The 21,705-nt window shown below is 65.7% G+C and carries 22 protein-coding genes, 1 tRNA gene and 1 pseudogene; 18 read left to right on the top strand and 6 right to left on the bottom strand.

Features of this window, described 5'->3' with window-relative positions; translation table 11 throughout:
- The coding region (locus NKF06_RS05715; protein WP_253244793.1) for a CDP-archaeol synthase at window positions 1-309 on the top strand (309 nt) is incomplete at its 5' end.
- A gap of 147 nt (window positions 310-456) precedes the next feature.
- On the opposite strand, the gene NKF06_RS05710 is transcribed toward NKF06_RS05715, so the two are convergent.
- Window positions 457-957, bottom strand: coding sequence for a hypothetical protein (locus tag NKF06_RS05710; protein ID WP_253244792.1), 501 nt, complete (start codon window positions 955-957; stop codon window positions 457-459).
- Between the two features lie 109 nt (window positions 958-1,066).
- On the opposite strand from NKF06_RS05710, the gene pyrE reads away from it, so the two are divergent.
- From pyrE to NKF06_RS05690, 4 genes are all read left to right on the top strand, one after another.
- Window positions 1,067-1,597 carry an orotate phosphoribosyltransferase gene (gene pyrE, locus NKF06_RS05705; protein WP_253244791.1) on the top strand — a complete coding sequence of 177 codons (531 nt, stop codon included), beginning with the start codon at window positions 1,067-1,069 and terminating at the stop codon, window positions 1,595-1,597.
- Between the two features lie 74 nt (window positions 1,598-1,671).
- Entirely contained in the window at window positions 1,672-2,385 is a 714-nt protein-coding gene (locus tag NKF06_RS05700) for a phosphoribosyltransferase family protein (RefSeq protein ID WP_004969046.1), read from the top strand.
- 189 nt (window positions 2,386-2,574) lie between these two features.
- Complete coding sequence (locus tag NKF06_RS05695) at window positions 2,575-4,047, top strand: NCS2 family permease (protein ID WP_253244790.1); 1,473 nt, start codon at window positions 2,575-2,577, stop codon at window positions 4,045-4,047.
- Between the two features lie 110 nt (window positions 4,048-4,157).
- Window positions 4,158-4,412 (top strand): glutathione S-transferase N-terminal domain-containing protein, encoded by a 255-nt coding sequence (locus NKF06_RS05690; RefSeq protein ID WP_058826747.1) that lies wholly within the window; start codon window positions 4,158-4,160, stop codon window positions 4,410-4,412.
- A 49-nt stretch (window positions 4,413-4,461) separates the two neighbouring features.
- On the opposite strand, the gene NKF06_RS05685 is transcribed toward NKF06_RS05690, so the two are convergent.
- Both NKF06_RS05685 and NKF06_RS05680 read right to left on the bottom strand, forming a co-directional pair.
- The gene (locus tag NKF06_RS05685; RefSeq protein ID WP_253244789.1) at window positions 4,462-4,845 is read right to left on the bottom strand and encodes a hypothetical protein; all 384 of its coding nucleotides are present in this window, start codon (window positions 4,843-4,845) and stop codon (window positions 4,462-4,464) included.
- Window positions 4,846-4,915: 70 nt separating this feature from the next.
- On the bottom strand, window positions 4,916-5,890 hold the full coding sequence (locus NKF06_RS05680; protein WP_058568222.1) for a transcriptional regulator: 975 nt from the start codon (window positions 5,888-5,890) through the stop codon (window positions 4,916-4,918).
- Window positions 5,891-6,032: 142 nt separating this feature from the next.
- Between NKF06_RS05680 and NKF06_RS05675 the strand changes: the two genes are divergently transcribed.
- Window positions 6,033-7,301: a tRNA(Ile)(2)-agmatinylcytidine synthase gene (locus tag NKF06_RS05675; protein WP_253244788.1), complete on the top strand. Its 1,269-nt coding sequence runs from the start codon at window positions 6,033-6,035 to the stop codon at window positions 7,299-7,301.
- 45 nt (window positions 7,302-7,346) lie between these two features.
- Here the strand turns inward: NKF06_RS05675 and NKF06_RS05670 are convergent, their stop codons facing one another.
- The gene (locus NKF06_RS05670) at window positions 7,347-7,790 is read right to left on the bottom strand and encodes a carboxypeptidase regulatory-like domain-containing protein (protein WP_253244787.1); all 444 of its coding nucleotides are present in this window, start codon (window positions 7,788-7,790) and stop codon (window positions 7,347-7,349) included.
- A 75-nt stretch (window positions 7,791-7,865) separates the two neighbouring features.
- On the opposite strand from NKF06_RS05670, the gene NKF06_RS05665 reads away from it, so the two are divergent.
- The 3 genes from NKF06_RS05665 to NKF06_RS05655 are packed head-to-tail and all read left to right on the top strand — an operon-like array spanning window position 7,866 to window position 9,624.
- Window positions 7,866-8,915, top strand: coding sequence for an ATPase (locus NKF06_RS05665; RefSeq protein ID WP_253244786.1), 1,050 nt, complete (start codon window positions 7,866-7,868; stop codon window positions 8,913-8,915).
- 20 nt (window positions 8,916-8,935) lie between these two features.
- A complete protein-coding gene (locus tag NKF06_RS05660) occupies window positions 8,936-9,271 on the top strand; it encodes a CrcB family protein (RefSeq protein ID WP_253244785.1) in 336 nt (111 codons plus the stop codon).
- The gene (locus tag NKF06_RS05655) at window positions 9,268-9,624 is read left to right on the top strand and encodes a CrcB family protein (RefSeq protein ID WP_253244784.1); all 357 of its coding nucleotides are present in this window, start codon (window positions 9,268-9,270) and stop codon (window positions 9,622-9,624) included. The genes NKF06_RS05660 and NKF06_RS05655 overlap by 4 nt, the downstream gene beginning before the upstream one ends.
- Window positions 9,625-9,642: 18 nt before the next feature.
- Here the strand turns inward: NKF06_RS05655 and NKF06_RS05650 are convergent, their stop codons facing one another.
- Window positions 9,643-10,431 (bottom strand): SDR family NAD(P)-dependent oxidoreductase, encoded by a 789-nt coding sequence (locus NKF06_RS05650; RefSeq protein WP_253244783.1) that lies wholly within the window; start codon window positions 10,429-10,431, stop codon window positions 9,643-9,645.
- A 442-nt stretch (window positions 10,432-10,873) separates the two neighbouring features.
- Window positions 10,874-10,946 (bottom strand) — tRNA-Asp (locus NKF06_RS05645).
- A 267-nt stretch (window positions 10,947-11,213) separates the two neighbouring features.
- On the opposite strand from NKF06_RS05645, the gene NKF06_RS05640 reads away from it, so the two are divergent.
- The 9 genes and pseudogenes from NKF06_RS05640 to NKF06_RS05600 all read left to right on the top strand — a co-directional run bounded on the left by NKF06_RS05640 (window position 11,214) and on the right by NKF06_RS05600 (window position 21,663).
- On the top strand, window positions 11,214-11,441 hold the full coding sequence (locus tag NKF06_RS05640; protein ID WP_004044577.1) for a DNA-directed RNA polymerase subunit H: 228 nt from the start codon (window positions 11,214-11,216) through the stop codon (window positions 11,439-11,441).
- Window positions 11,438-13,003, top strand: coding sequence for a DNA-directed RNA polymerase subunit B'' (locus tag NKF06_RS05635; protein WP_004969057.1), 1,566 nt, complete (start codon window positions 11,438-11,440; stop codon window positions 13,001-13,003). The genes NKF06_RS05640 and NKF06_RS05635 overlap by 4 nt, the downstream gene beginning before the upstream one ends.
- Before the next feature lies 1 nt (window position 13,004).
- Window positions 13,005-14,834, top strand: a complete 1,830-nt coding sequence (gene rpoB, locus NKF06_RS05630) for a DNA-directed RNA polymerase subunit B (protein ID WP_058568216.1) — start codon at window positions 13,005-13,007, stop codon at window positions 14,832-14,834.
- 12 nt (window positions 14,835-14,846) lie between these two features.
- Window positions 14,847-17,771: a DNA-directed RNA polymerase subunit A' gene (locus tag NKF06_RS05625; RefSeq protein WP_253244794.1), complete on the top strand. Its 2,925-nt coding sequence runs from the start codon at window positions 14,847-14,849 to the stop codon at window positions 17,769-17,771.
- Window positions 17,764-19,023: a DNA-directed RNA polymerase subunit A'' gene (gene rpoA2 / locus NKF06_RS05620; RefSeq protein WP_058826738.1), complete on the top strand. Its 1,260-nt coding sequence runs from the start codon at window positions 17,764-17,766 to the stop codon at window positions 19,021-19,023. The genes NKF06_RS05625 and rpoA2 overlap by 8 nt, the downstream gene beginning before the upstream one ends.
- Before the next feature lie 2 nt (window positions 19,024-19,025).
- A complete protein-coding gene (locus NKF06_RS05615) occupies window positions 19,026-19,445 on the top strand; it encodes a NusA-like transcription termination signal-binding factor (RefSeq protein ID WP_004973575.1) in 420 nt (139 codons plus the stop codon).
- Between the two features lie 54 nt (window positions 19,446-19,499).
- Window positions 19,500-20,393 (top strand): mechanosensitive ion channel family protein, encoded by an 894-nt coding sequence (locus NKF06_RS05610; RefSeq protein ID WP_253244782.1) that lies wholly within the window; start codon window positions 19,500-19,502, stop codon window positions 20,391-20,393.
- A 225-nt stretch (window positions 20,394-20,618) separates the two neighbouring features.
- Window positions 20,619-21,046, top strand: a pseudogene (locus NKF06_RS05605) (30S ribosomal protein S12).
- A 2-nt stretch (window positions 21,047-21,048) separates the two neighbouring features.
- Window positions 21,049-21,663 (top strand): 30S ribosomal protein S7, encoded by a 615-nt coding sequence (locus NKF06_RS05600; RefSeq protein ID WP_058826736.1) that lies wholly within the window; start codon window positions 21,049-21,051, stop codon window positions 21,661-21,663.
- Window positions 21,664-21,705: the final 42 nt, after the last annotated feature.

Genomic DNA, 21,705 nt, shown 5'->3' with positions numbered 1-21,705 from the left:
GGCGTCTCGCTTCCGACGTTCCCGCTCGCCGCCGGGTTCGGCCTCGCGCTCGGCGCGATGCTCGGCGATATCGGCGCGTCGTTCCTCAAGCGCCGCTCGGGCCGCGAGCGCGGTGCCGCGTTCCCCGGTCTCGACCAACTCGACTTCGTTGTCGGCGCGCTCGTCCTCGCGCTGGTCGCCGCGCCCGGGTGGTTCTCGGCGACGTTCACCCTGCCCGTGCTCGCGGTCGTGCTCGTGATGACGCCCGTGCTCCACGTCGTCACCAACGTCGGCGCGTACCTCCTCGGACTGAAAAACGAGCCCTGGTGACCCACTTTTTTCTGCGTCGGGGTCGCCTCCGGCGACCCGCTCCTTGAAAAACCTGGAGGAAAAAAGGCCGCGAGACTCGGCCTTCGGCCTCGTTCGCGGTACAGTAACAGAACGATTGCTGAACCGGTTCAACCGGACCTCGACACGTCAGTTCTCCACGAACTGTCGAATATCGTCGGCAACGTCTCCTTCCTGTTCCTCAGGAACTCCTGCAAACCAGCTAAGCACCCGGTCTTCCTGTTTCTGTGTCTCCCCAATAACTACATCATCAGATACTGAAACACGAAAGACCACGTTGTGCATCGTGGTGCGTCCGTCGTCCTCGTCCGCGGATTGAAACTCGATACAGCGGACGAACTCAACCTTCTCTAAGACGACTGAGGTATCGAGAAGTGACCCGGTTTCCTGTCGAGCCACAGCCAGCCAGTCTTTGCCGTGTTCCACAGGGAAGGCGAGAAGTGTCCACCCGTGAGAACCATCGTCCAGCAGCAGCACGTCTCCCTTGGCGTTGGTTATACCGACAACTGCGTGGCTGTCGACCCTCTCAGCGACTGATTCGAACGCCTCTGAAGGAAGCTGTCTCGTTTCGTCGTCGAACGGAACTTCAACTCGGTTCCACAGGTGGTCCGGGTCGGAGAACGAATCCATATCTTCTCTTACAGGTAGGGTGATCTATTTCTCGGGTACGGCCGACTATTTGTGCCGCTCACCCCGAACCGTCCCGCTTAAGCGCCTCCCTGAACCCTCTCGAAACAAGATGGCGAACGCAGCACTCATCGAGGCGCTTCGAGCCGCCGACGCGGTCCAGTTCGGCGAGTTCGAACTCTCTCACGGCGGCACGTCGAGCTACTACGTGGACAAGTACCTCTTCGAGACCGACCCCCGATGTCTGAAGCTCATCGCCGAGGCGTTCGCAGAGCGCGTCGCGGACGACGACAAACTGGCCGGCGTCGCGCTCGGCGCGGTCCCGCTCGTGGCCGCGACCGCGGTCGAGACGAACAAGCCGTACGTCATCGCCCGCAAGAAGGCGAAGGAGTACGGGACGGCAAAGCGAATCGAAGGCGCACTGGAGGAGGGCGAGGAGGTCGTCGTCCTCGAAGACATCGCGACGACGGGCCAGAGCGCCGTCGACGCCGTGGAGGCGCTCCGCGAGGCCGGCGCGGTTGTTGACCGCGTCATCGTCGTCGTGGACCGACAGGAGGGCGCAGCCGAGCTGTTAGCCGAACACGACATCGAACTGGAGTCGCTTCTCACCGCCGAGGACCTGCTGGCTGACGCCGACCGCTAATACACGCTTGTGACTAATTCACTCGGAATCGGCAATCGAAGTATTCATTTTTGTGCAAGTACGAAGGCGGAGGCATGAACAGAGCAGAGAAGGCCGCACTCCAGTTGCAGGCTGTCTCCGTGCTCCGGATGCTCAAAGAGACCCGGACGTACGACGAGCTGGCCGAACTCACGGGACTGCCGGCCGGCGACCTCAACCGTTACGTCAACGGGCACGTCCTGCCCGGGGTCGAACGCGCCCGCGAGGTCGTCGAGGGCGTCGGCCGCGACGCGCTCGCCGACGAACTCGAAGCCCGCGTCCGATTCGACGACGAAGGCTACGTCGATAACTCCGGCGTCGTCTTCGACCAGTCGTTCCTCGACCTCGTCGCGCCCGTCGCGGCGAACACGCTGAACCTCGAACGGCCCGACGTGATTCTGACCGCGGCGACCGACGGCATCACCCTCGGCGCGGCGATGGCGAGCTACTTCGGCGCGCGCCTCGCGTACGCGAAGAAGTCGAAAGAGACCGCCGTCGAGGACTTCATCGAGTCGCGCCAGCGCCTCGCGTCCGGCATCGAACTCACCTACTACCTCCCCGCCAGCGCCATCGACGACGGCGAGCGCGTCCTCGTCGTCGACGACCTCATCCGCTCGGGCGAGACGCAGGAACTCCTCTTGGACATCGCGCTGCAGGCCGACGCCGACATCGCCGGCGTCTTCGCGCTCATCGCCGTCGGCGACGAGGGGACGAACCGCGCCCGCGAGCTCACCGACGCCCCGGTCGGCGCGCTGAGCAGTTTCGACTGAGGCGCTCCCGCGGTCGCTCGAATAAACGGTTCAAAACTCGTTAGTTCACTTACAACTGGTGGGGAAATAGGCACTTCTGTGCCGTTCTCACACACTGAATCGGTAGTTTAACTCACGTTCGTGGATAATTCTGTTCGGGAGGATGGTAATGCTTATGTGTGCAATCGTGGGTATGCTTAGTCGTGCATCATGGGGCTCTCTGAAACCCTCGCAAACTACTTCGACGTGCATAAACACGGGTCCACGGTCAGGACCGAGATTCTCGCGGGCATCACGACGTTCCTCACGATGTCGTACATCGTCGTCGTCAACCCGTCGCTTCTCACAGACCAACCGTACATCGAGGGCGTCGACGGCATCGCCATCGCCGGGTACACGCCGGGGGAGGTTCAGTCCATGCTCGCCGTCGTCACCATCCTCGCGGCCGCCATCGCGACTATGGTTATGGCGTTCTACGCCAATCGACCCTTCGCGCAAGCGCCGGGGCTCGGCCTGAACGCCTTCTTCGCGTTCACCGTCGTCGGCGCGTTAGGCGTCCCGTGGCAGACGGCGCTCGCGGCCGTCTTCGTCGAGGGTGTCATCTTCATCGCGCTCACCGCCGTCGGCGCGCGGGAAGCCATCATCAAGGTGTTCCCCGAACCGGTCAAGATGGCCGTCGGAACCGGTATCGGGCTGTTCTTAGCGATTATCGGGTTACAGGCGATGGGCATCGTCGTCAACGACACCGCGACGCTCATCACGATGGGCGACCTCGCGTCGAACCCCGTCGCCATCGTCTCCATCGTCGGCCTGTTCTTCACGTTCGCGCTCTACGCCGCAGGTATTCCAGGTTCGATTATCATCGGTATCGCCGGCACGGCGATTGTCGGATGGGCAGTTACTGCCTTCGGATTCGTTGCTCCTGATGCGGGTCTGGTCGTAGGTGCAACGACGACAACGATTTCGCTCCCTCTGCTTGGTGCTGTTGACCTCGTTATGCCCGGTGGAGGTGCCGCCACCTACGACATCACGCCCCTCGCAGGCGCGTTCATCTCCGGCTTCGGGAACGTCGAGGCGTTCAGTTTCGCCCTCATCGTCATCACGTTCTTCTTCGTCGACTTCTTCGACACCGCCGGCACCCTCGTCGGCGTCGGTCAGGTCGCGGGCTTCCTCGACGAGAACGGCGACCTCCCCGACATCGACAAGCCGCTCATGGCCGACGCGGTCGGCACCACCGCGGGCGCGATGCTCGGCACCTCGACGGTCACGACGTACATCGAGTCCGCCACCGGCGTCGAAGAGGGCGGCCGCACGGGCCTCACCGCGCTCGTCGTCGCCCTCTTGTTCCTCGGTTCGCTCGCCATCGTCCCGCTCGCAACTGCTATCCCGCAGTACGCCTCCCACATCGCGCTCGTCGTCATCGGCGTCGTGATGCTCCGCAACGTCGTCGACGTCGCGTGGGACGACATCACCGTCACTATCCCCGCCGGCATGACCATCCTCGTCATGCCCTTCACGTACTCCATCGCCTACGGCATCGCGGCGGGCATCGTCTCGTACCCGCTCGTGAAGGTCGCAGCCGGTGAGTACGACGAGGTCAGTGCCGGCCAGTGGGCACTCGCCGTCGCGTTCTTCCTCTACTTCGTCATCCGCACCTCGGGCATGCTGCAAGCGCAGGTCTGAGGCGCCGCTCGCGACCGCTCGGTCCCCCCGCAGGCGTGCGTTTCTCTCCGATGCGTCCGCGACACACACCACCGCCGCGTTTTTCCGCTCGGACTCCATACCTCCGAGCGATGTCTCAACTCGTCCTCTACGAACTGCAGGGCTGTCCGTACTGCGCGAAAGTGAAGAACAAGCTCGCTGAACTCAACCTCGAATACGAGTCGCAGATGGTCCCCAGCGCTCACGCCGAGCGCACGGAGGTCGAGGAGGTAAGCGGCCAGACTGGCGTCCCCGTCCTCGTCGACGAGGAACACGGCGTCGAGGGGATGCCCGAGAGCGACGATATCGTCGACTACCTCGAAGAGACCTACGGCTCGGCGGCGTAACTCCGTCCCCTCCGTCCGGTTCGTCCCACGGTGAGCGTCGCGCTCTCGCTTACTGTTCTCGTTTTCGACCCACAGCCGCCTCGTAGCTCGCGCGGAGCGCGTCCGAGAGTTCGGCGATTCGGCTCGGTTCGATATCGACGGTCGCCCACGACCCGACGACGCGACCGTTCGCCTCGAACGGCAGGACGCGGTGTCGTTCCGCCACCGCCGCTCGCGACTCGGCCGACAGCGACGTAAGCGAGAGCCCCTGCTCGGAGACGACGGCGAAGAGCGTCCCGTTCGCCCGGAACGACGGGCAGCCGAAAAGCACCGTCCGCTCGACCGCCGGCCACGACGCGGCCTCGCGCCACACCGCGGCCGCGAGCGTTTCGACGGCGGCCCGCGATTCCTCACTCACCCCGTCCTTCCCGCTCCGCCCTCGCACGTTCGACATAGCAACCGCTACGCTGGCGACGATAATAACCATAGTACCAACCGCACGATAGCGTGCCGCGACCCTGCGGTTAGCTCTCTGCGGGGTCGCGGGTTCGCTCGCGAATCAGGTCGCGAATCTCGTCGGGGTCGTCGATGGCGGCGAGTTCCTCACAGCTGACGATGCCGGTGCCGTCGACCGACTCGCGCTTCTGCTGTTCCTCGACGAAGTAGACGGAGCGCGTCCGCGTGATTTCGCCGAGCGAAGACATGATTTGGGCGCGCTTCTCGGCACTTCGAGTGAACGGCGAGTGACCCGTGAGGACGTTCGTCTCCTTCTTGCGTCCGGCGTCCTCGCTGACGGCCTTGAACGGTGCGCGGGCGGTCGGGTGGACGGTGAAGCCGGCGCGCGTCAGCACCGACAGGACGTGTTCGTCGTCGGGGTCCACGTCGGGGTCGTCGGGTGTCGGCTCGGCGTCGCGCACGTCCTCCGCGCCCGTGAGCACGTCGACCGGGTTCGAGAACGGCCGGTCGAACAGCTCTTCGAGGTGAATCGCCACTTCGATGCTCGCGTTCATGCCGTTTTCGTACTTCGAGACGGTTCGCCGCGAGACGCCGAGTTCGGTCGCGAGCTGTCCGAGGCTCCATCCGCGTTCTTGCCGCTCTTCGGCGAGCACGTCGCCGTCGAGGCTCACGTACAGCCCACCGGGGGCGGCGTAGATGAGCGGGGGAACCTCCTCGACGAACAGGTCCATGGCGGTGTCGGGGTTCAACACCGGCACGCCGTGGCGGAAGTAGACGACGCCGGGTTTGAGGTCCTCGTCTCGGGTCCGAAGCCCGACGACCAACGGCGTGGCGTCGAGGTACGAACCGAGGCGTCGCATCTCGGAGCCGGTGATGCCGTCGAACGCGTCGATGTTCCCCAGTATCTTGAGGAGCAACAGGTCCTCGCCTCTCCGCGCGGCGAGGTCGAAGCTCTTCGGCCGGATGGCGATGCGGTCGCTCACGACGAAGCCCGCGTCTTGGAGCATCGCGGCGACATTACCAACCAGCGCTGACCGGGACATAGGGGGCAATAAGCGATTCGGCCCATAAAGCGTTTTCCCCGGTATCGCCGCCCTCGCCGACGTGTATCCCTTCTCGATGCCGCATTTATATAGCCGCGACCGACCCGAAAGGCGTTACTGCGCCCTCCGGCAATCTCCGCCGATGACCGTCATCGGCCTCGACGACACCGACTCCCGCACCCTCGGGATGTGTACGACCTACCTGGCGACGCTCGTCGCCGAGGCCGTCGAGGCCCGCGGGGGGAGCGTCGAGCGACGACTCCTCGTCCGCCTGAACCCGGCGGTCGAACACAAGACCCGCGGGAACGCGGCGCTGGCGATTCACACCGACCTTCCCGCGGGCGCGGCGTTCGCCCTCGCCCGCGAGGAACTCGACCGCTGGGCCGTCCTCGATGACGACCGAACCAGTCCGGGCATCGTCGTCGCGCCGGGGTCCGCCGACACGGTTTCGACCGCCGTCGCCGACTTCGCTCGCGACGCCGTCCGCGACTTCCACGACCTCGACGCCGCGGTCGACCTCGCCGAGCGCTCCGGGTTCCTGACCGAGGGCTGGCACGGTGGGCGGGGTCGCATCGGCGCGCTCGCGGCCGTCGGCGCGTGGGCCGCCTTCGACGAGTGGACCTACGAACACATCTCCTACCGCGAGTTCCACCGCTGCGGGACGCCCCGCGAGGTCGACTTCGACTCCGTTTTCGACGCCGCCGACGCGGCGTATCCCGACGCGTGGGACACCGTGGACCGCGAGGAGGGCGAGGCCGTCTGCGTGCCGAACGCGCCGGGGCCGATTCTCCACGGCATCCGCGGCGACGACGCCGACACCGTCCGCGAGGTCGCCGCCGCCATCGACTCGGAGCCCGTCGACCGCTCGGCGACGTTTCTCACGAACCAGGGGACCGACGCGCATCTTCGAGACGGCGTCGTCTCGGACCTCCGTGACGGCCGCGCCTACCGCGTCGCCGGGACCGTCGCCTCCGACCCGGAGACGCGCGCCGGCGGCCACGTCTTTTTCGACCTCGAAGCCGGCGGCTCGACGGTCTCCGTCGCCGCCTTCGAACCGACGAAGCGCTTCCGACACCGGGTGCGGGCGCTCCGCGTCGGCGACGCGCTCACCGCCTGCGGCGAGGTCGGAGACGGGACGCTCAAACTGGAGAAGTTCGCGGTCCGCGACCTCGTGCGCACGGAACCCGCGACGCCCGTCTGCCCCGACTGCGGGCGGACGATGAAAAGCGCCGGGCGGAATCAGGGCTACCGGTGTCGCGACTGCGGGACCGACGCGCCCGGCAAAGTCGAGCGGGCGGTCGACCGCGACCTCGAACTCGGCTGGTACGAGGTGCCGCCCTGCGCCCGCCGACACATCGCCAAACCGCTCGTTCGCGGTGGATTCGACGCGGCGACGCACCCCGAACGCTGAGGTCGCGGCCCGCGGTTTCCGCGTTTAGGACGCCGAGTACCGCGCTCAGTCTTGAACGACGAGCACGTTCGTGTTCTCGCGACGGTCGACGAACGAACTCCCTGCGGGCGGTTTCACGTCCACGACGAGCGTTCCGTCCTCGCGGTTCGCGCCGAGTTCGGCGTCGACGTGGACAGTCGCTGCCCCGCCGCCGCCGGTCTTTGCCGTCGCAACGCCGTCGATTTCCGCGGTACCGGATTTCACGATGACCGTCGCCCCCTCGACGGGGTTTCCCTCGTGGTCGACGACGGTGAAGTCGAGGTCCTGTGCGCCCGGGCCGACCACGTCGGGCGTCGGCTTCACGTCGAGTTCCGAGGTGGCGAGGCCCTGCACTCCCGAGAGCATGTTGAGCATGACGCTCATGCTGGCGACGCCGACCACGAGAGCGACGACGAGGCGGACCGGGAGCCCTTCGATGGCGCGCGTGTCTGACCGAAACGTATCGAGCATGGGCCGTCTGGCCGCGGGTTCGTATATAAACTCTCGTCCCGGGGTTCAAGTCGCATCACGGGACCAACCCGTCTCATGCACATCATCGGTCGCGAGTCGGACGACGATAGTCCAGTCTGCCGGTTCGGGAACTACCGCGCCCGCGACGGGAGCGACGGGGCGGCCGTCGGCCTCGACGTGAACCGCCCGCACGCGGCCGTCGTCGTCGGCAAGCGCGGCAGCGGGAAGTCCCACACGCTCGGCGTCGTCGCCGAGGGACTGGCGCGCGCCGTGGGCGTCGCACCAGTCGTAATCGACCCGATGGGCGTCTTCGGGGGGCTCGCCGAGTCACCGATAGACGGGACGATCCACGACGCGCCGACTGTCCGCGCCGACGCGTTCCCGCCGAGCGCGTGGCCGGACCTGCTCGGTCTCGACCCGACCGCACCCGCCGGGTCGCTCGTGTGGCGACTCGCGGCCGAGGAAGACTCGCTCTTGGCGATGCGCGGAGCGGTCGACGACGCCGACGCAGCGCCCGAGACGCGCAGAGCCGCGGCGAACCACCTCGCACTCGCCGACTCGTGGGACGTATTCCACCCCGACGGGCTCGACCCACGGTCGCTCTGTGGCTCCGTACCCGACGTGCTCGACCTCTCCGGGCTGGACGAGACCCCCGCGAGCGCGGTCGTCCGCGTCGTCGCCCGCGGTCTCTACGACGCCCGCGTCGCGGGTTCGGTCTCTCGCATTCCGTGGGTGCTTCTCGACGAGGCCCACGCGTTCGCCGGCGGACTCGCGGACTCCGCGCTTCGGACACTTCTCACGCGCGGCCGAGCCCCCGGCGTCGGCGTCGTTCTCGCGACCCAGCGACCCTCCGCGCTCCCCGAGGTCGCCGTCTCACAGGCTGACCTCCGGGTCGTCCACCGACTCACCGCTGGCCCCGACGTGTCGGCGATGGCCGCCGCCGACCCGACGTACTTCGACGAGTCGCTCCGGTCCCGGCTCCCGCGCGAACGCGGCTGCGCGCTCGTCGTCGACGACACCACGGAGACCGTCCACGACGTGCGGGTGCGTCCCCGAGAGACGCCCGACTGCGGCGCGACGCCGCGGGCGGTTCCCGACCGTGACCGTTCCGAAACCATGGAGTAGTCTGGCCGGAGAACAGCCGTATGGACCGCTCGGAACTGGCGCTGGTCGCCCTCGGTGGCTTCGCCGGCGCGATACTGCGCTACGGCGTCTCCGTCGCGATTCCCGGCGCGGGCGGCACGCTCGCGGTGAACGTCCTCGGGAGCTTCCTCCTCGGGACGTTCATCACGTCGGTCTCCTCCCGCCGGGCGCAGTTGTTCTTCGGGACCGGGCTGCTCTCGTCGTTCACGACGTACAGCACGTTCGCCGTCCAGACCGTGTCGCTGTCGCCGATGGGCGGCGCGCTCAACGTCGGCGCGAACTACGCGCTCGGCTTCGCCGCCGCCGCGCTCGGCCTCGCGTTCGGAGGGCGGCAATGACTCTCTCGCTTCTCTCGGCCGCCCTCGTCGGCGTCGGCGGGATGGCCGGCGCGGTCGCCCGGCACACTGTCGACCAGCGAGTCGTCGGCAAGTGGAGCACCGTCACCGTCAACGTCCTCGGGAGCGTCGCGCTGGGTTTTCTCGTCTCCGCGCCCGTCGGCAACGCGGCCGCGACGCTCGCCGGAACCGGATTCTGTGGGGCTTTCACGACGTTCTCCTCGTTCGCGGTCGGCGTCGCGGAACTCACGGACGCGGGCGACTACGATACGGCGGCCCGGTACGCCTTCGGGACGCTCGTTGCGGCGTTGGTCGGCGTGGCGATTGGCGGAGCAGTCGGCGGCCTCGTCGGGTGAGTCCGGCGCTCGCGCCCGTCACCGTCCGACTGATTCGGCGGTCGCCTCGCGCTCGTCGAGGAACTGCTTGGTACCCCGCTTGACGATGAACGGGAAGCGGCGGGCGAGGTACAGCCCGATTCTGGTCGTCAGGTCGGCGGTGACGACGAGGCGGGTAGATTCGATTTTGTCGGCGAACTTCCGCCCTACGTCTTCGGGGTCACTCATCATCGACGATGGGAGCCCAAGTCGGGCCGCCGACCGGGTGGCGGTGTAAGGTGGGTGCATCACGGAACAGGAGACGTTCTCGCGTTGCAGTTCCATCCGAAGCGACCGGGTGAACGCCTCGATTGCGCCCTTCGTCGACGCGTACCCCGATAGTCCCGGCGTGCCGACGAGTCCGACGCCGGAGCTCACGTTGTGGATGTGCCCGGAGTTCCGGGCCCGCATGTGTGGTAGAACGGCCCGTATCATCCGGAGGTAGCCGAAGTAGTTCACCTCGAACTCTTCGCGCGTGTCGTCGAGCGTTCGGTCGTCGAACAGGCCGAAGTTGAATATCGCCGCGTTGTTGAGGAGGATGTCGATGTGCCCCCACTCGTCGAGAATTTCGGCCACCGTCGCCTCCACGTCGTCATCGTTCGTGACGTCGCACTCGTAGACGCGGACGCGGTCGGGAGACGCCTCCTGAAGCGGCCGGAGATTGTCAACGTTAATGTCGAGTCCGGCGACCCGATATCCCTTCTTCAGGAGCGCCGTCAGCGTGTGGTAGCCGATACCCTCGTTCGCGCCGGTTACGACGACGACTCGCCCATCCGTTGTGCTGTTCACGATACTGTACAGACGTCACGCGAGAATATGGCGGTAGTGACGCGTCTCCGGTGCTCGGCGAGTAATTCATCGAAAAGTTCGCCCGAGGCGGGAGTTCACCGAACAGCGTGAGGTGAACTCAGGAACTCCCGTGAGTGAACGACGTGAACGAACGGGTGTGACGGGATTTGAACCTCGGTCGCTCCGCTCACTCTGTTCGCGTCGCTCCCTGATTCAAATCCCTCTGTCTGGCGGTTACAGCACGTAGGGGTCGCGACGCGACAAGACGCGTCGCTTGGCTTGTAACGTTCGGAAAAGCGCCCGAGGCGGGATTTGAACCTCAGTCGCTCTGCTCGCTGACGCTCGCATCGCTCCTTGGTTCAATCCCTTTTGGGGTATTCACGAGAATTACGGCCGCGCCGAGACGAGACTCGGCGCTCAGCGAGTAATTCATCGAAAAGTACGCCCGAGGCGGGATTTGAACCCGCGTCACGACCGTGACAGGGTCGTATGATGGGCCACTACACCACCCGGGCCCTCCGTCTGCACTCATCCGTAGCCGAGGTTTATAGATAAGACTTACCATCTGGGTTGCCCTTGGCCCGCGGTACCGCGATTCTTGCCCCGAAGACATTTATATTGGGATACCCCATGCCAACACGTGACGATTCGCGCATCTCCGGTGCGTGACCTCCGATAGCGTCGCCTTTCTTCGAGGAAGTTGGCAAGTGTTAAATGGGTGCGTCCCAAAATCAGCCGTAGTATCCCGTGACAGCTTCTTCCAGCACCCAGCAGCACCATACATGGTAGACGTAAGCCAACACAAACTGGTTCCGGAACACACGAAACTCGACGACGAGGCCGTCGAGGACGTGTTACAGGAGTACAACGTCGAGAAGACGAACCTCCCGAAGATCAAGCTGAAGGACCCGGCGCTCCCCGAGGACGCAGAGCCCGGCGATGTCATCAAGATCGTTCGGAACTCTCGAACGACAGACAAAGCAGTCGTATACCGACTGGTGATCGAATGAACCGACAAGCGCGACGCGAGGTCTCTCGCAAGTACTTCTCTGAAGAACGGCTCGCTGAACACCACTTCCGCTCGTTTAACGCGTTCCTCGAACGCGGCATGATGGACGTCGTCGAGGAGAAGGCGACCATCGAGACCGACATCGGCGACAAGGAGGGCGAGGAACCCGTCTACGTCGAACTCGGTGGCGTCCGCGTGGAGACGCCCCGCGTCCGCGAGGCCGACGGCTCCGAGGAACTGCTCTTCCCGCAGGAAGCGCGCCTGCGCAACATCACTTACTCCGCCCCCGTGTTCATGGAGATGTCCATCGTCCGCGGCGGCGAGGAAGAAGAGGAGGTCGTCGTCGACACCGCCGAGACGAAGGTCGGCCGGATGCCCATCATGGTCGGCTCCTCGAAGTGTAACATCGCGGAACTCTCCGACGAGGACCTCGTCGAAATCGGCGAGGACCCCGTCGACCCCGGTGGCTACTTCATCGTCAACGGCTCCGAGCGCGTGCTCATGACCTCGGAGGACCTGGCACCGAACAAGATTCTCGCCGAGTACGACACGAAGTACGGCGACGAGATTCAGGTCGCGAAGACGTTCAGCCAGCGCCGTGGTTACCGCGCGCTCGTGCTCTGTGAACGCAACCGCGAGGGGCTCCTCGAAGTGTCGTTCCCGTCCGTCTCCGGGAGCGTCAACTTCGTCACGCTCGTCCGCGCGCTCGGCCTCGAATCCGACGAGGAGATCGTCCACCGCGTCTCCGACGACCCGGAGATTGTGAAGTTCATGCTCGAGAACCTCGAGGAGGCCGAGGTGCAGACCCAAGAACAGGCCATCGAGGCGCTCGGCAAGCGCGTCGCCGGCGGGCAGGGCAAGAACTACCAGCTCAAGCGCGCCAACTACGTCATCGACCGCTACCTGCTCCCGCACCTCCACGAGGAGGGCGCGGAGGAAGAGGAAGTGCGCATGAACAAGGCGTACTACCTCTGCCGCATGGCCGAGGCGTGCTTCGAACTCGCGCTGCAGCGCCGCGACTCCGACGACAAGGACCACTACGCCAACAAGCGCCTGAAGGTCTCCGGCGACCTCATGAAGGACCTCTTCCGGACGGCGCTCAACAAGCTGGCGCGCGACGTGAAGTACCAGCTCGAACGCGCCAACATGCGGAACCGGAACCTGACGGTCAACACCGTCGTCCGGTCCGACGTGCTCACCGAGCGGCTCGAACACCCCATCGCGACGGGCAACTGGGTCGGCGGCCGCTCCGGCGTCTCCCAGCTCGTCGACCGCACCGACTACATGGGTGTGCTGTCGCACCTGCGTCGCCTTCGCAGTCCGCTGTCGCGGTCGCAGCCGCACTTCGAGGCGCGCGACCTGCACGCGACCCAGTGGGGTCGCATCTGTCCCTCCGAGACCCCCGAGGGACCGAACTGTGGACTGGTGAAGAACTTCGCGCAGGCGATGGAGCTCTCCCAGAACGTCGAAGACGAACAGTCGCTGAAACGAGAACTCGCGTCGATGGGTGTCGAGGGTATCCCCGGCATCGACAGCGTCGACGCCACACCCGCGGACGACTAACATGGCTCAGGCACAGCGAGAAGCGAAAGTATACGTCAACGGTAGTCTCGTCGGGACCCACCCGGACCCCAACCAACTCGCGGCACAGATCCGAGAGGCGCGCCGCCGCGGCGACGTGAGCCAGATGGTGAACGTCTCCGTCAAAGAGCGCACCCGCGAAGTCATCATCAACGCCGACGCGGGCCGCGCCCGCCGTCCGCTCATCGTCGTCGAAGACGGCGAGCCGCTCCTCGACGACGACCACGTCGAGGCGCTCGACAACAACGAACTCGACTTCGACGACCTCGTCGAGCGCGGACTCGTCGAGTTCATCGACGCCGAGGAGGAAGAAGACATCTACGTCGCGGTCGACGAGGACGAACTCAACGAGGACCACACGCACCTCGAAATCGACCCGCAGCTCATCTTCGGCATCGGTGCCGGGATGATTCCGTACCCGGAACACAACGCCTCGCCCCGCATTACGATGGGTGCAGGGATGATGAAGCAGTCCCTCGGGCTGCCCGCGGCGAACTACCGCATCCGCCCGGACACCCGTCAGCACCTCATGCACTACCCGCAGCTCTCGATGGTCAAAACGCAGACCACGGAGCAGATCGGGTTCGACGAGCGACCGGCGGCCCAGAACTTCGTCGTGGCCGTCATGTCCTACGAGGGCTTCAACATCGAGGACGCGCTCGTCATGAACAAGGGGTCCGTCGAACGCGCCCTCGCCCGCTCGCACTTCTTCCGCACCTACGAGGGCGAAGAGCGCCGCTACCCCGGCGGTCAGGAAGACCGCTTCGAGATTCCGTCGCAGGACGTGCGCGGCGCGCGCGGTGAAGACGCGTACTCGCACCTCGACGAGGACGGCCTCGTCAACCCCGAGACGGTCGTCGACGAGAACTCCGTGCTGCTCGGCAAAACCTCGCCGCCGCGGTTCCTCGAGGAACCCGACGACATGGCGGGGCTCTCGCCGCAGAAGCGCCGCGAGACCTCCGTCACGATGCGCTCGGGCGAGTCCGGCGTCGTGGACACGGTCACCCTCATGGAGGGCGAAGACGGCTCGAAACTCGCCAAGGTGTCCGTCCGCGACCAGCGCGTTCCGGAACTCGGCGACAAGTTCGCGTCCCGTCACGGACAGAAGGGCGTCGTGGGCCACCTGGCACCCCAGGAGGACATGCCCTTCACCGCCGACGGCGTCGTTCCCGACCTCGTGCTCAACCCGCACGCCCTGCCGTCGCGGATGACGGTCGGCCACGTGCTGGAGATGCTCGGCGGCAAGGTCGGCGCGCTCGAAGGCCGCCGCGTCGACGGCACCGCCTTCCAGGGCGAAAACGAAGAGGAACTCCGCTCGGCGCTCGAAGAGCGCGGGTTCATGTCCTCCGGCAAGGAGGTCATGTACTCCGGCGTCACCGGCGAGAAGATCGAGGCCGAAATCTTCGTCGGCATCATCTTCTACCACAAGCTGTACCACATGGTGAGCAACAAGCTGCACGCCCGCTCGCGCGGTCCCGTGCAGGTGCTCACCCGCCAGCCGACGGAGGGGCGCGCCCGCGAGGGTGGCCTCCGTCTCGGGGAGATGGAGCGCGACACCGTCATCGGCCACGGTGCCGCGATGGTGCTCCAGGAGCGCCTGCTCGACTCCTCCGACAAGGAGAAGGTCTACATCTCCGCCGACACCGGCATGGTCGCCGTCGAGGACCGCGACCAGCGCCGCATCTACGACCCGGTCACCGGCGACGAGGACAACATCCACGAGATCGAGATCAGCTACGCGTTCAAGCTGCTCCTCGACGAGATGGTCGCGCTCGGCGTCCGGCCGCGAATCGAACTGAAGGACGCGGTCTAACCACTCATGTCAATGCAGACACCCAAAGAAATCGGCAGCATCCAGTTCGGGTTGATGGACCCGGAGACGTACCGAGACATGTCCGCGACGAAGGTCATCACCGCGGACACCTACGACGACGACGGCTACCCAATCGACATGGGTCTCATGGACCCGCGGCTGGGCGTCATCGACCCCGGGCTGCAGTGCCGCACCTGCGGCCAGCACTCCGGGTCGTGTAACGGGCACTTCGGCCACATCGAACTGGCCGCGCCCGTCATCCACGTCGGCTTCACGAAGCTCATCCGCCGCCTGCTCCGCTCGACGTGTCGCGAGTGCGGTCGCCTCTCGCTCACCCAGGAGGAGGCAGACGAGTACCGCGACAAGCTCGGTCGCACGAAGGAACTCGGTGACGACTGGAGCGACGTGATGAAGTCGGCGGTCCGGCAGGCCCGCAAGGCCCACCGCTGTCCCCACTGCGGCTCGCCGCAGCACGACATCAAACACGAGAAGCCGACGACCTACTACGAGGTCCAGAACGTGCTCGCCGGGGACTACTCCGAGCGCATCGCCGAAGCGATGCAGCCGGACCCCGACGACGAGGACGACGAGGGCGTCGACCCCGTCACCCTCGCCAACGAGACCGGACTCGACGCCGAGCGCGTCAATCAGGTGCTCGCCGGGGAGTTCCGCCCGGTCGGCGACGACCGCAAGGCGCTCGAAAAGGCGCTCGACCTCGACCTCACCGAAGAGGACATGAACAAGCTGATGCCCTCGGACATCCGCGACTGGTTCGAGGACATCCCGGACGAGGACCTCATCACGCTCGGCATCGACCCCGACCGGTCGCGCCCCGAGTGGATGATTCTGACCGTCCTCCCCGTCCCGCCGGTCACGGCGCGTCCCTCCATCACGCTGGACAACGGCCAGCGCTCCGAGGACGACCTGACCCACAAGCTCGTGGACATCATCCGCATCAACCAGCGGTTCATGGAGAACCGCGAGGCGGGTGCCCCGCAGCTGATTATCGAGGACCTGTGGGAACTGCTCCAGTACCACGTCACCACGTTCATCGACAACGAGATTTCGGGCACGCCGCCGGCGCGCCACCGCTCCGGCCGCCCGCTGAAGACGCTCAGTCAGCGCCTGAAGGGCAAGGAGGGTCGCTTCCGCGGCTCCCTGTCCGGCAAGCGCGTCAACTTCTCGGCGCGTACCGTCATCTCGCCGGACCCGACGCTCTCTCTGAACGAGGTCGGCGTCCCGGACCGCGTCGCGTCCGAGATGACCCAGACGATGAACGTCACCGAGCGCAACATCGACGAGGCTCGACAGTACGTCCGTAACGGACCCGAGAGCCACCCCGGCGCGAACTACGTCCGCCGCCCGGACGGCCGCCGCCTGAAGGTGACAGAGAAGAACTGCGAGGAACTCGCGGAGAAGGTCGAACTCGGCTGGGAGGTCAACCGCCACCTCGTCGACGGCGACATCGTCATCTTCAACCGACAGCCGTCGCTGCACCGGATGTCCATCATGGCGCACGAAGTCGTCGTGATGCCGTACAAGACGTTCCGCCTGAACACCGTCGTCTGCCCGCCGTACAACGCCGACTTCGACGGCGACGAGATGAACATGCACGCCCTCCAGAACGAGGAGGCCCGTGCCGAGGCGCGCGTCCTCATGCGCGTCCAAGAGCAGATTCTCTCGCCGCGCTTCGGTGAGAACATCATCGGCGCGATTCAGGACCACATCTCGGGCACCTACCTGCTCACTCACGACAACCCCGAGTTCGTCGAGACGCAGGCGCTCGACCTGCTCCGCGCGACGCGCGTGGACACGCTCCCCGAGCCCGCGGGCGAAAACGACAACGGCCAGCCCTACTGGACCGGCCAGCAGATCTTCTCCGAGCTCCTGCCGGACGACCTGAACATGGAGTTCACCTCGAAGGTCGGCGACACGGTCACCATCGAGGACGGCCAACTCACGCAGGGCACCATCGACGAGGACGCAGTCGGCGCGTTCGGCGGCGAAATCGTCGACGCCCTCGCCAAGGACTACTCGAAGACGCGCTCGCGCATCTTCATCAACGAGATTGCCTCGCTCGCGATGCGCGCCATCATGCACTTCGGGCTGTCTATCGGTATCGACGACGAGTCCATCCCGGACGAGGCGACGGCGCAGGTCGACGAGGCCATCGACGCCGCCTACGACAAGATTCAGGAACTCATCGAAATCTACGAGGCGGGCGAACTCGAGTCCCTGCCGGGTCGCTCCGTCGACGAGACGCTGGAGATGAAGATCATGCAGCGCCTCGGCAAGGCGCGCGACTCCGCCGGTGAAATCGCGGAGGATCACTTCGAGGAGGACAACCCCGCGGTCGTGATGTCGAAGTCCGGCGCGCGTGCGTCCATGCTCAACCTGACCCAGATGGCCGGCTGTGTCGGCCAGCAGGCAGTTCGGGGCGAGCGCATCAACCGCGGCTACGAGGGCCGCACCCTGAGCCACTACCAGAAAGGCGACCTCTCGGCCGAGGCCCACGGCTTCGTCGAGAACTCCTACCGCGCCGGCCTCACGCCGCGCGAGTTCTTCTTCCACGCGATGGGTGGCCGCGAAGGGCTGGTCGACACCGCAGTCCGTACCTCGAAGTCCGGGTACCTGCAGCGTCGTCTCATCAACGCCCTCTCCGAACTCGAGGCACAGTACGACGGCTCCGTCCGCGACACGTCGGGGACCATCGTTCAGTTCGAGTTCGGCGAAGACGGCACGAGTCCGGTGAAGGTCTCGTCCGACGACGAGAACCCCATCGACGTCGAGAACATCGCCGACCGCATCCTCACCTCGGAGTTCAGCTCCAACGAGGAGAAGGAACGCTTCCTCGGCGAGCGCGAACCGCCGACCAACCTCTCCGAGCACGCCGAACCGCGTGTCGACGCCCGTGCGGGGGTCGAATCCGATGACTAAGCACGACGCAACCGCCGACTACGAGTTCGTCGACGACGCCATCGTCGACGTCGTCGAGTCCAAAGAGCTGTCTCGACGCCTGAAGGACCGCATCTACCAGACCATCGAAGAGCGCGAGGGCGTCTCGCTCGAACAGGCCGGCGAAATCGCGCAGGCCGTCGAGGCGCGCTACCTCGACACCCGCGTCGACCCGCTCGACCCCGTCGGGACGGTCTCGGCGCAGTCCATCGGTGAGCCGGGGACGCAGATGACGATGAACACGTTCCACTACGCGGGCGTCGCCGAAATTGACGTCACGCAGGGGCTGCCGCGCCTCATCGAACTGGTGGACGCGCGGAAGACCCCCGACACGCCGATGATGACGGTGTACCTCGAAGACGAGTACGCGAACAACCGCGAACTCGCCCACCAGGTCGTCTGGAACATCGAGTCCACGAAGATTCTGGCGCTCGGCGACATCTCGACCAACGTCGCCGACATGGTCGTCCAGATCGACCTCAACGACGAGACGCTCCTCGAGCGCTGGCCGACCTACGACGACGAGGGCGTCGTCGCGAGCGAAATCGCCGAAACCATCGAGGACGCGCTCGGCATCAAGACCCGCCGCGAGGGGACGCTCATCGAGTTCGGCCCCGAGAGCCCGAGCTACCGCCGGCTCCTCCAACTCGTCGAGGAACTGCGCGACATCGTGTTCAAGGGCATCGAGGAGGTCTCCCGCGTCGTCATCCGCAAGGAGAACAACGAGGACACCGACGAAGAGGAGTTCGTCCTCTACACCGAGGGCTCGGCGTTCGGCGACGCGCTCGCCATCGAGGGCGTCGACGCCTCCCGGACCACCTCGAACAACATCCACGAGGTGCACAAGCAGCTCGGCATTGAGGCCGCCCGTGAGGCGATCATCGACGAGACGATGAACACGCTCCGCGAGCAGGGTCTCGACGACGTGAACATCCGCCACCTGATGCTCGTCGCAGACATCATGACGAACGACGGGACCATCGAGTCCATCGGTCGCCACGGTATCTCCGGGTCGAAGGACTCCGTCCTCGCCCGCGCCGCGTTCGAGGTCACGGTCAACCACCTGCTCGACGCCGCCATCCACGGCGAGGAAGACGACCTCGACGGCGTCATCGAGAACGTCATCGTCGGCAAGCCGATCGCGATCGGCACCGGCGACGTGGACCTGCGCATGGGTTCGCTCGACGTCGAAGACGCGGACGCCAACGCGGCACCAGAACCGTCTGACGACTGACGATGAAAGTTACGCTGTCGGATACGGCCCGCCGCTTCATCGCCCTCTTCGAGGAGGAGACGGAGGCGACCGCCCACGACTGCCTCGTGTTCGAGGACCGGGTCGTCTTCCTCGTCGCCGCGGGCGACATGGCGACGGCTATCGGCCCCGGCGGGCGGACCGTCCAGTCGGTCGAGCGGCAACTCGGTCGGTCGGTCGAGCTGGTCGAGGACGCCGACACGCCCGAGGCGTTCGTCGCGAGCGCGCTCGCGCCGGCGGCCGTCCGACACGTGACTCTCTCGCGGCAGAACGACACCGTCGCGTACGTCGAGGTCGCCGAAGCCGACCGCGGCGTCGCCATCGGCGCGAGCGGGAAGACAATCGACACCGCCCGTGAACTGGCGCGTCGCCACTACGACATCGACGACATCCAGTTGACGTAGGGCGGCGGTCTGCTCGACCACACGTTTTTGTCTCCACCGACCCGCGAGCTACGCATGTCGCCGATACGACAGTCTGTCGGAGTCGCAGTCGGGCAACTCGACCCGACGCAGTTTTCGGAGTACGAGGAGCTCGCGAGCGCGACCGCGGGGTTCGCCGCCGCCGCGGTCGTGGTCTATCTCGTCGGTCGGCTCCTGTTGGTCCCCGGCGTGACGAGACTCGTCAGCTCCCGCAACCGGAACAACCCGACGCTGAAGTCGGCGACGGAGACCTACGCGCACGCCTTCGTCATCGTCCTCGCCGGGCTCGCCGGCGTCATCGGCGCGGGCTACGCGTCAGTCCTGACCGACACGGCGCTCATCGTCGCGGCGCTGACGCTCGTCGTCGGGGTCGCCGGACAGGAGGTCATCGGCGCGCTCATCAGCGGCCTCTTTCTCGTAGCCGACCCGGACTTCAACGTCGGCGACTGGATATCGTGGCCCGGTGGCGAGGGGGTCGTCGAGGCGGTTGACTTCCGGGTCACGCGCGTGCGGACGGTGAACAACGAGACCATCTCGGTACCGAACACGGAACTCACGACGAACGCGCTCACTCGCCCGTACGGCCGAGAGCGGTACCGAATCACCGAGCGCGTCGATATCGCGTACACCGACGACGCGGAGTTGGCGCTTCGCGAACTCGTCGAGACGGCGCGGGAGGACGACCGCGTGCTCGACGACCCGGAACCGACCGCGCGCATCCTCGAGTTCGCCGGGAGTTCGATCGGCCTACAGGCGGAGTTCTGGGTCGCCTCGCCGATGGACGTGAGTCTCGTCGACGTTCGCTCGCAGTACCGTCGTCGAGTCAAGCGGCGGTTCGACGAGGAGGGGCTGACACTCGGTCCGGCGTCGGGCCGCGAGGTCAGCGGTCGCCTCGACGTGGACCTCGTCGGCGAGCGCGGCGGCGAGTGACCCCGCTGGACGGGCGCGTCGGCCCGTGTGCGCATCGTTCGCACGGGTGGACGAAACGACACAATCTCCGGGCGGTTTAGTCCCTCTTCGACGCGGAGGGGCCGTCGTTCGAATCGGAGAAACGACCTCAGATTCCTCCTTAGGGGGCGCTAATCGCTCCTGAAGCCGTCTCGTCGGATTCGAAAAGGGAGGCTTAAGTAGCTCCATCTGGAACTGTTGTTCACTATGGCGAACGGCAAATACGCCGCGCGCAAGCTCAAGCAGGACCGGCAGAAGCGCCGCTGGTCCGACTCTGAGTACGCGCGCCGTGAGCGCGGTCTCGGCAAGAAGTCCGACCCGCTCGAGGGTGCCCCGCAGGGTCGCGGCATCGTCCTCGAGAAGGTTGGTATCGAAGCGAAGCAGCCGAACTCGGCGATTCGGAAATGCGTCCGTGTTCAGCTCATCAAGAACGGAAAGCAGGTCACCGCCTTCTGTCCCGGTGACGGCGCGATTTCGTTCATCGACGAACACGACGAAGTCACCATGCCGGTATCGGCGGCGCGAAGGGTCGCGCGATGGGTGACCTTTCGGGTGTCAACTACAAGGTCGAGAAGGTCAACGGCGTCTCGATGATCGAACTCGTCCGCGGGAACGCTGAAAAGCCGGTGCGCTAACCATGTCGGAAAGCGACGCACCCGAGCCCGAGTCCCCCGCGAGCAGCGAGGAAGCAAAGGAGAACGCGCTTCTGTTCGGCGTCTGGGACGTCTCCGAGATGGAGTACACCGACCCCAGCATGAGCCGGTACATCAAGGCGACGCCCATCGCCCACACGATGGGTCGTCACGCCTCGAAGCAGTTCCAGAAGTCCGAAATCAGCATCGTCGAGCGGCTCATCAACCGTCTGATGCAGACCGAGGACAACACGGGACACAAGCAGAAGACGAGTAAAATCGTCAAGGAAGCGTTCGAAATCGTCCACGAGCGCACCGAGGAGAACCCCGTGCAGGTGCTCATCCGCGCGGTCGAGAACGCTGGTCCCCGCGAGGAGACCGTCCGCCTCAAGTACGGCGGTATCTCGGTCCCGCAGGCCGTCGACGTCGCCCCGCAGCGCCGCGTCGACGAGGCGCTGAAGTTCATCGCACAGGGCACGCTCAGCGGTTCCTACAAGACGACGACCACCGCCGCCGAGGCGCTCGCACAGCAGCTCATCGGCGCGGCCGACTACGACGTCCAGACGTACGCTATCTCCCAGAAAGAGGAGAAAGAGCGCGTCGCCGAAGCGGCCCGGTAATCTCTCCACTCTCTTCCGTTTTTCACCGCGCCGAGTGACGAC

Origin of the sequence: Haloferax sp. AB510 (genome assembly GCF_024136985.1) — an archaeon.
Taxonomy (GTDB): domain Archaea; phylum Halobacteriota; class Halobacteria; order Halobacteriales; family Haloferacaceae; genus Haloferax.
The sequence above is the reverse complement of the archived record's forward strand: the minus strand, read 5'-3'. Positions and strand labels throughout refer to the sequence as shown.